Origin of the sequence: Enterobacter sp. BNK-22 (assembly GCF_048684805.1) — a bacterium.
Lineage (GTDB): Bacteria > Pseudomonadota > Gammaproteobacteria > Enterobacterales > Enterobacteriaceae > Enterobacter > Enterobacter quasiroggenkampii.
Map to the genome: position 1 here is coordinate 145,972 of NZ_JBLQTT010000001.1, position 14,310 is coordinate 160,281.

Here is a 14,310-nt window from a genome sequence, read left to right on the forward strand (position 1 = left end):
GATCGCACCGTGATGCGTAAATACCATACTCTTATAAAGAGAAAGGTTATTGAACCAAAAACAGGTGTGGTTATGAATCGTTTTATTATGGCTAACAGCCAGCAGTGCATTGGGTGTCGCGCCTGCGAAGTGGCCTGCGTGATGGCGCACAACGATGAGCAGCATGTCCTGAGCGAGCGCCATTTTCATCCCCGTATCACGGTCCTGAGATCCGGCGAGAAGAGCCGCCCGGTGACCTGCCATCATTGCGAAAATGCACCCTGCGCGCAAAGCTGCCCGAACGGTGCCATCAGCAAATGCGATGACAGCGTACAGGTGAATCAACAAAAATGTATCGGCTGTAAGGCCTGCGTGGTGGCCTGCCCGTTTGGCACGATGGAGATTATCGTCACCCCGCTCGACAATGGCAGCGTGAAGGCCTCGGCGAATAAATGCGATCTCTGCCTGACGCGTCCACACGGCCCGGCCTGTATCGAAAATTGCCCCGCAGATGTCCTCTCCCTGGCGACGCCTGTCGTGCTGGATAATCTGGCGAAATCGCGCCGACAGCGCACGGCCTGCCTGGAGGCGCAACCCTGGCATGATGCGGAGGCCGTCAGCGTGGACGCGCCGCGTACCAAACTGCTACAGATGCAGGCGACGGCGCCCCGCGGCGAGCCCGATAAGCTGGCTGCCGTCGAACGCGTGAGCCATTTTAACGAAATTTACCTGCCGTTCCGGGCCGAACAGGCCGCCCGCGAGGCGTCGCGCTGCCTGAAGTGCGGCGAGCACAGCATTTGCGAATGGACCTGCCCGCTGCACAACCACATTCCGCAGTGGATTGAGCGCCTCAACGCGGGGGATATCACCGGCGCGGCTGAGCTTTCTCATCAGACCAACTGTTTACCTGAAATTACCGGCCGCGTCTGTCCGCAGGACCGGCTATGCGAGGGTGCCTGCACGCTGCGTGAAGCGGCGGGCGCCGTGACCATCGGCAACATTGAGCGCTATATCGCCGATCGGGCGCTGGCGATGGGCTGGCGGCCGGATATGTCCGCCGTCACGCCGTCAGGTAAACGTGTCGCGATTGTCGGCGCGGGGCCCGCCGGGCTGGCGTGCGCCGACGTGCTGGCGCGCCACGGCGTGAGCGTGACGGTCTATGACCGGCATCCGGAGATCGGCGGTTTGCTGACCTTTGGCATCCCGGCATTTAAGCTCGACAAATCGCTGCTCGCGCGGCGCAGAGAGATATTTACCGCGATGGGGATCCGCTTCGAGCTGAACTGCGAGGTGGGCCAGGACGTGTCGATGTCACAGCTAAAGCACGATTACGACGCCCTGTTTATTGGGGTGGGAACCTATCGTTCGATGAAGGCGGGTATCCCGAACGAGGACGCGCCAGGGGTCTACGACGCGCTGCCTTTCCTGGTGGGCAACACGCGGCATGTTATGGGGCTGGAGGCGACGGCCAGCGAACCGTTCATCGACACCCGTGGCCTGAACGTGGTGGTGCTGGGCGGAGGCGACACCGCGATGGACTGCGTCCGCACTGCGTTACGCCACGGGGCGGCAAACGTCACCTGCGCCTATCGTCGGGATGAGGCCAACATGCCAGGCTCGAAGAAAGAGGTGAAGAACGCCAGAGAAGAGGGGGCCGCGTTTGAGTTTAACGTTCAGCCGGTTGAGCTGACGCTGGATCCGAACGGTAAGGTCAACGGTATCCGGATGCTGCGAACCGTGCTCGGTGAACCGGATGCGCAGGGACGGCGTCGGCCCGTTCCGCTGGCGGGCAGCGAGTTTGTGATGGACGCGGATGCGGTCATCATGGCGTTTGGTTTTAATCCGCACGCGATGCCCTGGCTGCAGGCGCAGGGGGTTGAAACGGACGACTGGGGACGGATCGTGGCCTCGGTCGAGAGCCGCTACCGTTACCAGACGGCCAACCCGCAGATCTTCGCCGGGGGCGATGCGGTACGCGGCGCGGATTTGGTGGTGACCGCGATGGCGGAAGGACGTCATGCCGCGCAAGGAATACTCGACTGGCTGGGAGGTAATGCGCCACAGCATCATTAATCCGGCGGGCGACAAAGCGGGATTCACGGCGTAGTATAGGACGACTCATTGTGTCGTGGAGCCCGTATGACCCTGAAAATAGACGTTATCAAAGACAAAATTCTCTCTGAAAACTACTTTGTCCTGCGTAACATCACCTACGATCTGACGCGTAACAACGGTGAAGTGATCCGCCACAGGCGCGAGGTCTACGACCGCGGCAACGGGGCAACTATCCTGCTCTATAATCGTGAAAAGCAGAGCGTGGTGCTGATCCGCCAGTTCAGGGTGGCAACATGGGTCAATGGCAACCCGGACGGACGTCTGATTGAAACCTGCGCGGGCCTGCTCGATGACGATGAGCCAGAAGTCTGCATCCGCAAAGAGGCCGTCGAAGAGACCGGCTTCGAAGTGGGCGAGGTCAAAAAGGTCTTCGAGCTGTTTATGTCGCCGGGCGGCGTGACGGAAATTGTCCATTTCTTCATCGCGGAATACAGCGACGCGCAGCGCACTCACCGGGGCGGTGGCGTAGAGGATGAAGATATCGAAGTGCTGGAGCTTCCTTTTGACCGGGCGCTGGAGATGGTGCGTTCAGGCGAAATCAGGGATGGTAAGGCGGTGATATTACTGCAGTATTTACAGACGACCGGGCTGATGAATTCCCCTTTCGAACGGATATAGCCTGTTTTTCGGGTATATCTGATAAATCCGATTGAGCAACCCCGGCGGGAACACGAAGATACTGCCCAGTTACGCGTTTTCGTTCCGGGATTGTGCCATTCATGCGCTACAGCGTTTTTTTATTTTCCCTGTTTTGTGTGCTCCTCGCGCCGCAGTTGCGGGCTGCACCCGCGCAGCAAGCCTTTTCTGACTGGCAGGTGACCTGCAATAACCAGAACTTTTGCCTTGCCCGCAACACGGGCGAACACCGTGGTCTGGTCATGACGCTCACCCGAAGCGCCGGGGCGAAAACGGATGCCACGTTGCGTATCGATCTCGGCGGGCTTGATACGCCTTCCGTGAAAGAGCCTGAGATTGCCCCCCGGCTGCTGCTGGATAATGTTCCCCTGAAGCTGGACAAACAGCGCTGGCAGCTCACGCCCTGGCATCTGAAAACGGACGATGCGGCCACCATCACCGCCTTTCTGAAAAATATCCAGGAAGGGAAGGCCCTGACCCTTCGCGGCGGTAAGCAGGTGATATCTCTGAGCGGTCTGAAAGCCGCGCTGCTGTTCATTGATGCGCAGCAAAAGCGCGTGGGCAGTGAAACCGCGTGGATCAGAAAAGGTGACGATCCGCCGTTAAGCGTACCGCCCGCACCCGCCCTGAAAAAGGTGGCGACCGTTAATCCTACCCCAACACCGCTTTCCCATGCCGAACTGAACGACCTGCTGGATTATGGCACCGGCAGGATGAACAGCAGCCAGTGCTCGCTGGATCCTAACCGCCGGGAAGTGCGCGTCACCGCGTTAACCGATGACAAGGCGCTGCTGATCGTCAGCTGCGAGGCGGGGGCCTATAACACCGTCGATCTGGCGTGGCTGGTGTCACGTAAGAAACCGTTCTCTGCCCGCAGCGTCAGGCTGCGTCTGCCGTTTACGCCGTCAAGCGACAGCAGCGAAATAGAGTTGATGAACGCCAGCTTTGATGAGAAGACGCGCGAGCTGACCACGCTCTCGCTGGGGCGCGGTATGGGCGACTGTGGGTTCCAGACGCGCTGGCGGTTTGACGGCCAGCGTTTCCGCCTGGTGCGTTATGCTGAGGAACCCAGTTGCGATAACTGGAACGGGCCAGACGCCTGGCCCACGCTGTGGATCACGCGGTAGCTTTTTGCCGGGTGGCGCAGTCGCTTACCCGGCCTACGAATCTTGCGGCCTGTGGCAATGTGCCGGGTGGTGGCTTCACCTTACCCGGCCTACAAATCTTGCGGTCTGTGGCAATGTGCCGGGTGGCGGCTTTGCCTTACCCGGCCTACGAATCTTGCGGTCTGTGGCAATGTGCCGGGTGGTGGCTTCGATTTACCCGGCCTACGAATCATGCGGTCTGTGGCAATGTGCCGGGTGGCGGCTTCACCTTACCCGGCCTACAAAAAACCGAGCCGTAGGCCGGGTAAGCGATAGCGCCACCCGGCAACGCAGGCCGCACTACAGCACGCTCAGCGCCTTCTCCACCACGTTCTCAACGGTAAAGCCGAAGTACGGGAACAGCTTATCGGCAGGGGCGGACTCACCGTAGCCCCGCATGCCCACAATCGCTCCTTTGAGCCCGACATACTTGTACCAGTAGTCGGCAATACCGGCCTCCACCGCCACGCGCGCCGTGACGCTGGACGGCAGGACCGATTCCCGGTACGCCTCGTCCTGGGCGTCAAAGATATCCGTGGAAGGCAGGGAGACTACCCGCACCGCGTGGCCCTCGGCGGTCAGTTTCTCCGCCGCTTTCACCGTGATTTCCACCTCTGAACCGGTCGCAATCAGGATCACGTCCGGCTTGCCGCCGCTGTCTTTCAGGATATAGCCGCCGCGAGCGATGTTTTTCACCTGCTCCGGCGTGCGCTCTATCTGCGCCAGGTTCTGGCGTGACAGAATCAGTGCCGTCGGGCCGTTATGGCGTTCTACCGCCAGCTTCCAGCCCACCGCCGCTTCGACCTGATCGCAGGGACGCCAGGTGCTGAAGTTTGGCGTCAGGCGCAGGCTCGCCAGCTGTTCAACCGCCTGGTGGGTGGGACCGTCTTCTCCCAGACCGATAGAGTCGTGGGTATAGACCATAATCTGCCTCGCCTTCATCAGCGCTGCCATGCGCGCCGCGTTACGGGCGTACTCGACGAACATCAGGAAGGTGGCAGTGTAGGGCACGAAGCCGCCGTGGTGAGCGATGCCGTTGGCGATCGCGGTCATCCCGAACTCGCGCACGCCGTAGTGAATATAGTTCCCGGCAATGTCCTCTTTCAGCGATTTCGAGCCCGACCAGATGGTCAGGTTACTCGGTGCCAGATCCGCCGAGCCGCCCAGCAGTTCAGGGAGAAGAGGGCCAATCGCATTCAGGGTGTTTTGCGACGCCTTACGGGTGGCAATTTTTGCCGGGTTGGACTGCAGATTTTCAATCAGCGCCTGAGTTTTATCGTCCCAGTCCTCCGGCAGACCGCCGCTCATGCGGCGGGAAAACTCGGCGGCCAAATCCGGGTGCGCTTTTTTGTAGGCGGCAAACTTCTCGTTCCAGGCGTGCTGGGCTTTTTCACCCGCTTCACGGGCATCCCAGGCTCTGTAGATCTCTTTCGGGATTTCAAATGGCGGGTATTTCCAGCCCAGCTTCTGGCGGGTCAGCGCCACTTCTTCGTCACCCAGCGCCGCGCCGTGCGCCTCTTCTTTGCCCGCCTTGTTCGGTGAGCCGAAGCCGATAACCGTGCGGCAGATAATCAGGGACGGTTTGTCCTTCACGCTCTGCGCTTCCTGAATCGCTTTTTTCACCGCCTCAGGATCGTGGCCGTCGATCTCATGCACCACGTGCCAGTGGTAGGCCTCGAAGCGTTTTGCCGTGTCGTCAGTGAACCAGCCTTCGGTTTCCCCGTCGATGGAGATGCCGTTGTGATCGTAGAACCCGATCAGCTTGCCCAGCCCCAGGGTGCCCGCCAGGGAGCAGACCTCGTGGGAGATCCCCTCCATCAGACAGCCGTCACCCATAAACACGTAGGTGTAGTGATCGACAATCTCGTGGTCCGGCTGGTTGAACTGTGCCGCCAGGGTACGTTCGGCAATCGCCAGCCCGACCGCATTTGCCAGCCCCTGACCGAGCGGCCCGGTGGTGGTCTCCACGCCCGGCGTATAGCCAATCTCCGGGTGTCCCGGGGTTTTGGAGTGCAGCTGGCGGAAGTTTTTCAGCTCCTCAAGCGGCAGATCGTAACCGGACAGGTGTAGCAGGCTGTAGAGCAGCATCGAGGCGTGGCCGTTGGAGAGAATAAAGCGGTCACGGTCATACCAGGTGGGATCGTTGGGGTTGTGCTTCAGGAAGTCGTTCCACAGCACTTCGGCAATATCGGCCATGCCCATCGGTGCGCCGGGGTGGCCGGAATTGGCTTTCTGCACGGCATCCATGCTGAGGGCGCGGATGGCATTGGCGAGCTCTTTACGGGACATAGTTCACTCCGTGGCAAGGTTAAAGTTTGGCAGCGAGAAGATCTTCAAGTTTGCGCTGGTCGACGGCGAACAGACGGATACCTTCCGCCAGTTTTTCCACGGCCATTGCGTCCTGATTATGCTCCCAGCGGAACTCCGCTTCGGTCATGGCTTTCGGTTTTGGCAGAACGGTAGAGGTTGGCACCAGCTTGCGGATCACCGTCTCTTCTTTGTCCTGTAGTTCTTTGAGCAGGTTAGGGGAGATGGTCAGGCGGTCGCAGCCTGCCAGGGCAAGGATCTGCTCGGTACGGCGGAAGCTGGCCCCCATCACGATGGTCTCGTAGCGATGCTGCTTGTAGTAGTCGTAAATATTGCGCACCGATTTCACCCCCGGGTCCTCATCCACCACGTACGGATCCATCGGCTGTTTCGCCTGGTACCAGTCGTAGATGCGGCCTACAAACGGTGACACCAGGAACACGCCCGCTTCGGCACAGGCGCGCGCCTGGGCAAAGGAGAACAGCAGCGTCAGGTTGCAGTGAATCCCCTCTTTTTCCAGCACCTCTGCGGCGCGGATGCCTTCCCAGGTCGACGCCAGCTTGATCAGAATGCGTGATTTATCGATCCCCTGCTCCTGGTAGAGTTCCACCAAACGACGCGCTTTATTAATGCTCTTTTCTTTATCGAACGAGAGGCGGGCGTCGACTTCAGTCGAGACGCGCCCCGGAATGCTTTTAAGAATTTCCGCACCAAAATTAACCGCCAGCTTGTCGCTGGCTTCGGCGACCTGCTGCTCCTGCGTTTTCCCGCGCTGCTTACCGTAGGCAATCGCGTCATCAATCAGATGACTAAAATGGGCAAGCCCGGCTGCCTTGAGCAGTAGCGAAGGGTTAGTGGTCGCATCCTCCGGCTGGTAGTGACGAATCGACTCGATATCGCCGCTGTCGGCGACCACGGTGGTGAATTGTTTGATGCCGTCTAGCTGGTTCATAAATGATTACTCCTTGGAAATAAAAGAGTTAGATGAGTGCGTTAGTTCACACTTCTGGAAAAATCATGATGGACTTAACAAAAAAGCATAGCAGACGGGGGAGGCATTGCTTTTGAGACGGGTAACATGGCTGTTATAAATTGATAACAATTTTTAATGTGTGATGGTGAGAGTTTGGCAGCCTTCAAAGTTTAGGAGGCGGTCTGAGGCGATACTAGGCGGCACACCAGGGTGTGCAACCGGATCGCTTTCGTCACCCTTTTGACCGATACGTGAAAGGATAAATAAGATGGATGAGCAGTTGAAACAGAGTGCCCTCGATTTTCACGAGTTCCCTGTCCCGGGCAAAATTCAGGTCTCCCCAACCAAACCGCTGGCAACCCAGCGCGATCTGGCGCTGGCCTATTCGCCGGGCGTAGCGGCCCCGTGTCTGGAAATCGAAAAAGATCCGCTGGCGGCCTACAAATATACCGCGCGTGGCAACCTTGTTGCCGTGATCTCTAACGGCACGGCGGTACTGGGTCTCGGTAACATCGGCGCGCTGGCCGGTAAGCCGGTGATGGAAGGCAAGGGGGTGCTGTTCAAGAAATTCGCCGGTATCGACGTGTTTGATATCGAGGTGGACGAGCTCGATCCTGACAAATTCATCAACGTGGTAGCCGCGCTGGAGCCGACCTTCGGGGGGATCAACCTGGAAGACATTAAAGCGCCGGAATGTTTCTATATCGAGCAGAAGCTGCGCGAGCGTATGAACATTCCCGTGTTCCATGACGACCAGCACGGTACGGCCATTATCAGCACCGCCGCCATTCTCAACGGCCTGCGCGTGGTGGAGAAAAATCTCTCCGACGTGCGCATGGTGGTTTCTGGCGCAGGCGCCGCGGCCATCGCCTGTATGAACCTGCTGGTGGCGCTGGGTATGCAGAAACACAACATCGTGGTCTGCGACTCCAAGGGCGTGATTTACAAAGACCGCGAGCCGAACATGGCGGAAACCAAAGCAGCCTATGCGGTAGAAGACGACGGTAAACGCACGCTTGAGGACGTGATCGACGGCGCGGATATCTTCCTCGGCTGCTCGGGTCCGAAGGTGCTGACCCAGGAGATGGTGAAGAAGATGGCGCGCGCGCCGATGATCCTGGCCCTGGCCAACCCGGAACCGGAAATTCTGCCGCCGCTGGCGAAAGCGGTGCGTGAAGACGCCATTATCTGTACAGGACGTTCCGACTACCCGAACCAGGTCAACAACGTGCTCTGCTTCCCGTTCATCTTCCGCGGCGCGCTGGACGTCGGCGCGACGGCAATCAACGAAGAGATGAAGCTGGCCGCCGTGCACGCCATCGCGGAGCTGGCCCACGCCGAGCAGAGCGAAGTGGTTGCCTCAGCCTATGGCGATCAGGATCTGAGCTTTGGCCCTGACTACATCATTCCAAAACCGTTCGACCCGCGTCTGATTGTCAAAATTGCCCCTGCGGTGGCCAAAGCGGCGATGGATTCCGGCGTGGCGACGCGTCCGATTGAGGATTTCGACGCTTACGTCGATAAACTCACCGAGTTTGTTTATAAAACGAACCTGTTCATGAAGCCGATCTTCTCCCAGGCGCGCGCCGACGCGAAGCGCGTGGTGCTGGCGGAAGGGGAAGAGGCGCGCGTGCTGCACGCTACCCAGGAGCTGATCACCTTAGGCCTGGCGAAGCCGATTCTGATTGGTCGTCCGAGCGTGATCGAAATGCGTATCCAGAAGCTGGGCCTGCAGATTAAGCCGGGCGTCGACTTCGAGATCGTCAACAACGAATCCGATCCGCGCTTCAAAGAGTACTGGAGCGAATACTACGCGATCATGAAACGTCGGGGGATCACCCAGGAGCAGGCGCAGAAAGCCGTCATCAGCAACACGACGGTGATCGGCGCGATCATGGTTCATCGCGGCGAGGCGGATGCGCTGATCTGCGGCACCATCGGCGATTACCACGAGCACTTTAGCGTGGTGCAGGAGATCTTCGGCTATCGCGACGGCGTGCACACCGCCGGGGCGATGAACGCCCTGCTGCTGCCAAGCGGCAACACCTTTATTGCCGATACCTACGTTAACGACGATCCCACCCCGGACGAGCTGGCGGAGATCACCGTGATGGCCGCTGAGACCGTGCGTCGCTTTGGTATCGAACCGAAGGTGGCGCTGCTGTCGCACTCTAACTTTGGTTCGTCTAAATCCGCGGCGGCGTGCAAAATGCGTGAGACGCTGGCGCTGGTGCGCGAGCGCGCGCCAGAGCTGATGATTGACGGGGAAATGCACGGCGATGCGGCGCTGGTGGAGAGCATCCGTAACGAACGTATGCCGGACAGCCCGCTGAAGGGATCGGCAAATATCCTGATTATGCCGAACGTGGAAGCGGCGCGTATCAGCTATAACCTGCTGCGCGTCTCCAGCTCTGAAGGGGTGACCGTAGGACCGGTGCTGATGGGCGTGGCAAAACCGGTGCACGTGTTAACGCCGATTGCCTCCGTGCGCCGTATCGTGAATATGGTGGCGCTGGCGGTGGTTGAGGCGCAGACGCAGCCGCTGTAAACCCCTCACCCTAACCCTCTCCCCATAGGGGAGAGGGAACTGCACCGAGCCGTCTTTCACCCTCTCCCCTATGGGGAGAGGGCCGGGGTGAGGGGAGTTACACCCAATCCCGAACCTGAATAAACTCTTTTAAGGCAGCCTCCGGGCTGCCTTCTTTTGGCTCGTAGCAGTACTCCCAGCGCACCAGCGGCGGCATCGACATCAGAATCGACTCCGTGCGCCCGCCGGTCTGCAGGCCGAACAGCGTCCCGCGATCCCACACCAGGTTGAACTCCACGTAGCGCCCGCGGCGGTAGAGCTGGAACTCACGCTCGCGCACGCCGTAGTCGGTGTTTTTACGGCGTTCGACGATGGGCAGATAGGCGTCGGTATAGCCTTCACCCACCGCGCGCATAAAGCTGAACGCGGTATCAAAATCAGGCGTGTTGAGGTCGTCAAAGAACAGCCCGCCGATGCCGCGCTGCTCGTCGCGGTGCTTCAGGTAAAAGTAGTCGTCGCACCACTTTTTATATTTCGGGTAAACGTCTTCGCCAAACGGCAGACAAAGGTCCCGCGCGGTGGTGTGCCAGTGCACGGCATCCTCTTCGAAGCCGTAGTAGGGCGTCATGTCGAAACCGCCGCCAAACCACCAGACCGGATCGGCCCCCGGCTTTTCGGCAATGAAAAAGCGCACGTTGGCGTGGCTGGTCGGCACAAACGGGTTGTGCGGATGCACCACCAGCGAGACGCCCATCGCTTCGAAGCTGCGGCCTGCAAGTTCAGGACGATGTGCCGTCGCAGACGCGGGCATCGCGTCGCCATGAACGTGGGAAAAATTCACCCCGGCCTGTTCAAAGATGCCGCCGTTACGCAGCACGCGGCTGCGTCCGCCGCCACCGGCCTCGCGCTGCCAGGTATCTTCCTGAAATTCTCCGCCGTCTGCGGCGGCCAGTTTCTGGCAAATCTCATCCTGCAGCTGCAGCAGGAACGTTTTGACCAGTTGAGCATTGGGTTTCATCAACGTTTCCTGGAGTGCGCTTTTTGGTTATCGAACCAGTTGAAGTAACTGATAATGCCGGAAGCGATGGCGTTGGCAATCTTCTGACGAAACGCCGCGGTGCCGAGGAGTCGCTCCTCTTCCGGGTTGGTAATGAACGAGGTTTCCACCAGTACGGACGGGATGGACGGTGATTTCAGCACCACGAACGCCGCCTGCTCGGTGCCTTTACTGTGCAGTCGATGCACTGGCTTAATCTTTTTCAGAATATGCGAGCCGAGCGTCAGGCTGTTTTTGATCGTATCCGTCTGCACGAGGTCGAACAGCACCTGCTGTAGCAGGTGGTCCTTGTCCGTGGCTTTCTTCCCGGCGACTTCATCCGCCCGGTTTTCGCGATCGGAGAGGTATTTCGCCATGGCGCTACTGGCGCCGCGGTTGGAAAGCGCAAACACCGAGGCGCCGGCGGCTGACGGGTTGGTAAAGCCGTCGGCGTGAATCGACATAAACAGATCCGCCCCGTGCTGGTGGGCGATCTCTACGCGGTCATACAGCGGAATAAAGGTGTCGCCAGAGCGCGTCAGGCGGGCGTCAATGCCGTTGCTGCGTAAAATCGCCCGCACATTTTTTGCAATCGCCAGCACGACGTGTTTTTCTTTCGACCCGTTTTTGCCGATGGCGCCGGTATCAATACCGCCGTGGCCCGGGTCGAGCATCACCAGACGCTTCGCGCCCGGCTTTTTCGTTTTCGGTTTGCTGTGTCCGTTACTGGTTTTGAGCGTGCTCTCGTCTTTCGCCTGAGCCTGCTTTGCGATGCCCGTTAACGTTAAGGCCGCCAGCCCCGCTTTGAGAACCTGACGACGCGATGTGAGTGCTTTTAATGGTTTGAATGTGCTCATGCGGCCTGAATACTAAAAAATGGGGTCCTGGTGTTATATCGTATCGCGTTTAGCGTTACGACAGTCCATAGTGAGAATTGTTTTACTTTTCATTTCAATACGTGACAAAGTGACATTATGCCAAATTTTGGCGAGATTTTCCCCGGTTATTGGCTAAAGGCATGGTTCGCGCCATAATCACTGTTTTTAAACCCGAAAAGGCGGTTAATACCATGGAGATACGCGTTTTTCGCCAGGAAGATTTCGAAGAGGTGATCACCCTTTGGGAGCGCTGCGATCTGCTGCGTCCGTGGAACGATCCGGAAATGGATATCGAACGTAAGGTGAATCACGACGTCAGTCTGTTTCTGGTCGCGGAAGTCAATGGCGAGGTCGTGGGGACGGTCATGGGCGGTTACGACGGCCATCGCGGCTCGGCCTATTATCTGGGCGTGCACCCGGAATACCGTGGTCGTGGCATCGCCAATGCGCTGCTCAACCGGCTCGAGAAGAAGCTGATCGCCCGCGGCTGTCCGAAAATCCAGATCATGGTGCGGGAAGATAACGACGTGGTGCTGGGCATGTATGAACGCCTGGGCTACGTACACGCCGACGTGCTGAATTTAGGAAAGCGTCTCATCGAAGATGAAGAGTACTGAGATCCATCCGGCAGACTATGACGCGCAGGGGCGCGTCAGGCTGCCCTTTTTATTCTGGTGCGTTCTGCTGCTCCAGGCCCGGACCTGGGTGCTGTTCGTGATGGCCGCCGCGTCGCGCGGGCAGGGCGACACGCTGCTGACGCTCTTTTATCCCGATCACGATGCCTTCTGGCTCGGCTTGCTGCCGGGCGTACCGGCGGTGGTGGCTTTCTTATGCAGCGGCCGACGGCATGCGATCCCGCGTTTGTGGCGCGCGCTTCGCGGGCTGCTGATCCTTGCCCAGATTGCGCTGCTCTTCTGGCAGCCGGTACTCTGGTGGTACGGTGAACCGCTGACGGGCATCGGCGTTGCGCTGGTGGTTGCCGATATTGTGGCGCTGCTGTGGCTGCTGACCAACCCGCGCCTTCGCGCCTGTTTTGCGCCGCAGGATGATTAATCCGGCACTTTTTGCCGATGTCGCACTCCAACAAGCGTTGATTTAACACGTAAGGACGTTTCAATGAAATCGCTGCGTTTACTCTTATGCGCTCTCCCGCTGGCATTGACCGGCTGTTCGACACTCTCCTCCATTAACTGGTCCGCCGCGTATCCGTGGAACTGGTTTGGCTCATCAACGGAAGTGACCGAGCAGGGCGTGGGGAAAATTACCGCCGCGACGGCGCTGGATCAGAATGCTATTCAGGATGCGCTCAGCAGCGATTACCGCCTTCGCAGCGGCATGAAAACAGAGAATGGCAATATAGTGCGCTATTACGAAGCGCTGAAGGGCGACAAGCTGGCACTGGTAATCAACGGTGACAAAGGCACGGTAAACCGGATTGCCGTCATGGATGAAGATATTCCGACCGCCAGCGGCGTGAAGGTCGGGACCCCGTTTAGCGATCTTTATAAGCAGGCCTTTGGCAACTGCTCCAGCGCGCCATCCGACGATGAAGTGGCGGTGGAGTGTAAGGCGGAAGGCAGCCAGCACATCAGCTATGTTTTTACCGGCACCTGGAGCGGTCCGGAAGGGTTGATGCCGTCTGACGACACGCTGAAGAGCTGGAAAGTGAGCAAAATACTCTGGAAGCAGTAATTTGCGTCTGAACAAACCGCCTCGCTGAAATCCGGGTATAATAGCCGCCATCAATGCCACGCTGACGTGGCATCTTTATTTCAGGAGGAGCGATGTCTCAGGTTCAGAGTGGCATTTTGCCAGAACATTGCCGCGCGGCGATTTGGATTGAAGCCAACGTCAAAGGGGACGTGGATGCCCTGCGTGCGGCCAGCAAAGCGTTTATTGATAAACTGGCGACCTTCCAGGCCAAATTCCCGGAAGCCCACCTCGGCGCCGTCGTTGCCTTTGGCAATAACGTCTGGCGTCAACTGAGCGGCGGCGAAGGGGCGGAAGAGCTGAAAGACTTCATCCCTTACGGCAAAGGCCTGGCTCCGGCGACCCAGTACGATGTGCTGATCCACATTCTTTCTCTGCGTCACGACGTGAACTTCTCCGTTGCGCAGGCGGCGGTGGCGGCCTTTGGCGACAGCATCGAGGTGCAGGAAGAGGTTCACGGTTTCCGCTGGGTCGAAGAGCGCGATCTGAGCGGCTTCGTTGACGGAACGGAAAACCCGGCGGGTGAAGAGACGCGTCGTGAAGTCGCGGTAATCAAAGACGGCGTGGACGCGGGCGGCAGCTACGTGTTCGTGCAGCGCTGGGAGCATAACCTCAAGCAGCTTAACCGCATGAGCGTGCACGACCAGGAGATGATGATTGGCCGTACGAAAGAGGCCAACGAAGAGATCGACGGTGATGACCGTCCGGTCACCTCGCACCTGACCCGCGTTGACCTCAAGGAAGACGGTAAAGGACTGAAGATTGTCCGCCAGAGCCTGCCGTACGGCACGGCAAGCGGCACGCACGGCCTCTACTTCTGCGCCTACTGCGCGCGCCTGTATAATATTGAACAGCAGCTGCTGAGCATGTTCGGCGATACCGACGGCAAGCGCGACGCCATGCTGCGCTTCACCAAACCGGTGACCGGCGGCTACTACTTCGCGCCGTCCGTTGAGCGTCTGCTGGCGCTGTAAAACCGCTCTCCATACGTAGGCCGGGTAAGC

General features: G+C 58.9%; 12 protein-coding genes. 8 read left to right on the forward strand and 4 right to left on the reverse strand.

The features are described from left to right. Positions 1-72: 72 nt before the first annotated feature. The 3 genes from aegA (at position 73) to ACMGGE_RS00660 (ending at position 3,857) form a co-directional block, all read left to right on the forward strand. Positions 73-2,052 carry a formate-dependent uric acid utilization protein AegA gene (gene aegA / locus ACMGGE_RS00650; protein ID WP_420293242.1) on the forward strand — a complete coding sequence of 660 codons (1,980 nt, stop codon included), beginning with the start codon at positions 73-75 and terminating at the stop codon, positions 2,050-2,052. 66 nt (positions 2,053-2,118) lie between these two features. After that, a complete protein-coding gene (nudK, locus tag ACMGGE_RS00655) occupies positions 2,119-2,712 on the forward strand; it encodes a GDP-mannose pyrophosphatase NudK (protein ID WP_420293243.1) in 594 nt (197 codons plus the stop codon). Positions 2,713-2,813: 101 nt separating this feature from the next. Continuing rightward, the gene (locus tag ACMGGE_RS00660) at positions 2,814-3,857 is read left to right on the forward strand and encodes a DUF1176 domain-containing protein (RefSeq protein ID WP_420293244.1); all 1,044 of its coding nucleotides are present in this window, start codon (positions 2,814-2,816) and stop codon (positions 3,855-3,857) included. A gap of 318 nt (positions 3,858-4,175) precedes the next feature. Here ACMGGE_RS00660 and tkt read toward each other — a convergent pair whose 3' ends face one another. Together tkt and tal are read right to left on the reverse strand one after the other, a co-directional pair. After that, on the reverse strand, positions 4,176-6,164 hold the full coding sequence (gene tkt, locus ACMGGE_RS00665; RefSeq protein WP_048029620.1) for a transketolase: 1,989 nt from the start codon (positions 6,162-6,164) through the stop codon (positions 4,176-4,178). Positions 6,165-6,183: 19 nt separating this feature from the next. Continuing rightward, a complete protein-coding gene (tal, locus tag ACMGGE_RS00670) occupies positions 6,184-7,134 on the reverse strand; it encodes a transaldolase (RefSeq protein ID WP_045909457.1) in 951 nt (316 codons plus the stop codon). Positions 7,135-7,423: 289 nt separating this feature from the next. On the opposite strand from tal, the gene maeB reads away from it, so the two are divergent. After that, on the forward strand, positions 7,424-9,703 hold the full coding sequence (gene maeB, locus ACMGGE_RS00675) for an NADP-dependent oxaloacetate-decarboxylating malate dehydrogenase (protein ID WP_045406103.1): 2,280 nt from the start codon (positions 7,424-7,426) through the stop codon (positions 9,701-9,703). A gap of 97 nt (positions 9,704-9,800) precedes the next feature. Here maeB and hemF read toward each other — a convergent pair whose 3' ends face one another. Together hemF and amiA are read right to left on the reverse strand one after the other, a co-directional pair. After that, complete coding sequence (gene hemF, locus ACMGGE_RS00680) at positions 9,801-10,700, reverse strand: oxygen-dependent coproporphyrinogen oxidase (protein ID WP_045909456.1); 900 nt, start codon at positions 10,698-10,700, stop codon at positions 9,801-9,803. Then, positions 10,700-11,575, reverse strand: coding sequence for an N-acetylmuramoyl-L-alanine amidase AmiA (amiA, locus tag ACMGGE_RS00685; protein ID WP_045325904.1), 876 nt, complete (start codon positions 11,573-11,575; stop codon positions 10,700-10,702). Before amiA ends, hemF begins: the two co-directional genes overlap by 1 nt. Positions 11,576-11,787: 212 nt before the next feature. Between amiA and ACMGGE_RS00690 the strand changes: the two genes are divergently transcribed. The 4 genes from ACMGGE_RS00690 (at position 11,788) to ACMGGE_RS00705 (ending at position 14,280) form a co-directional block, all read left to right on the forward strand. After that, positions 11,788-12,213, forward strand: a complete 426-nt coding sequence (locus ACMGGE_RS00690; protein WP_008501614.1) for a GNAT family acetyltransferase — start codon at positions 11,788-11,790, stop codon at positions 12,211-12,213. Further along, positions 12,200-12,649, forward strand: coding sequence for a DUF2919 domain-containing protein (locus ACMGGE_RS00695; RefSeq protein ID WP_048226167.1), 450 nt, complete (start codon positions 12,200-12,202; stop codon positions 12,647-12,649). The genes ACMGGE_RS00690 and ACMGGE_RS00695 overlap by 14 nt, the downstream gene beginning before the upstream one ends. 63 nt (positions 12,650-12,712) lie before the next feature. Beyond that, on the forward strand, positions 12,713-13,288 hold the full coding sequence (locus tag ACMGGE_RS00700) for an RpoE-regulated lipoprotein (RefSeq protein WP_126534718.1): 576 nt from the start codon (positions 12,713-12,715) through the stop codon (positions 13,286-13,288). Between the two features lie 92 nt (positions 13,289-13,380). After that, entirely contained in the window at positions 13,381-14,280 is a 900-nt protein-coding gene (locus tag ACMGGE_RS00705; RefSeq protein WP_048226164.1) for a Dyp-type peroxidase, read from the forward strand. Positions 14,281-14,310: the final 30 nt, after the last annotated feature.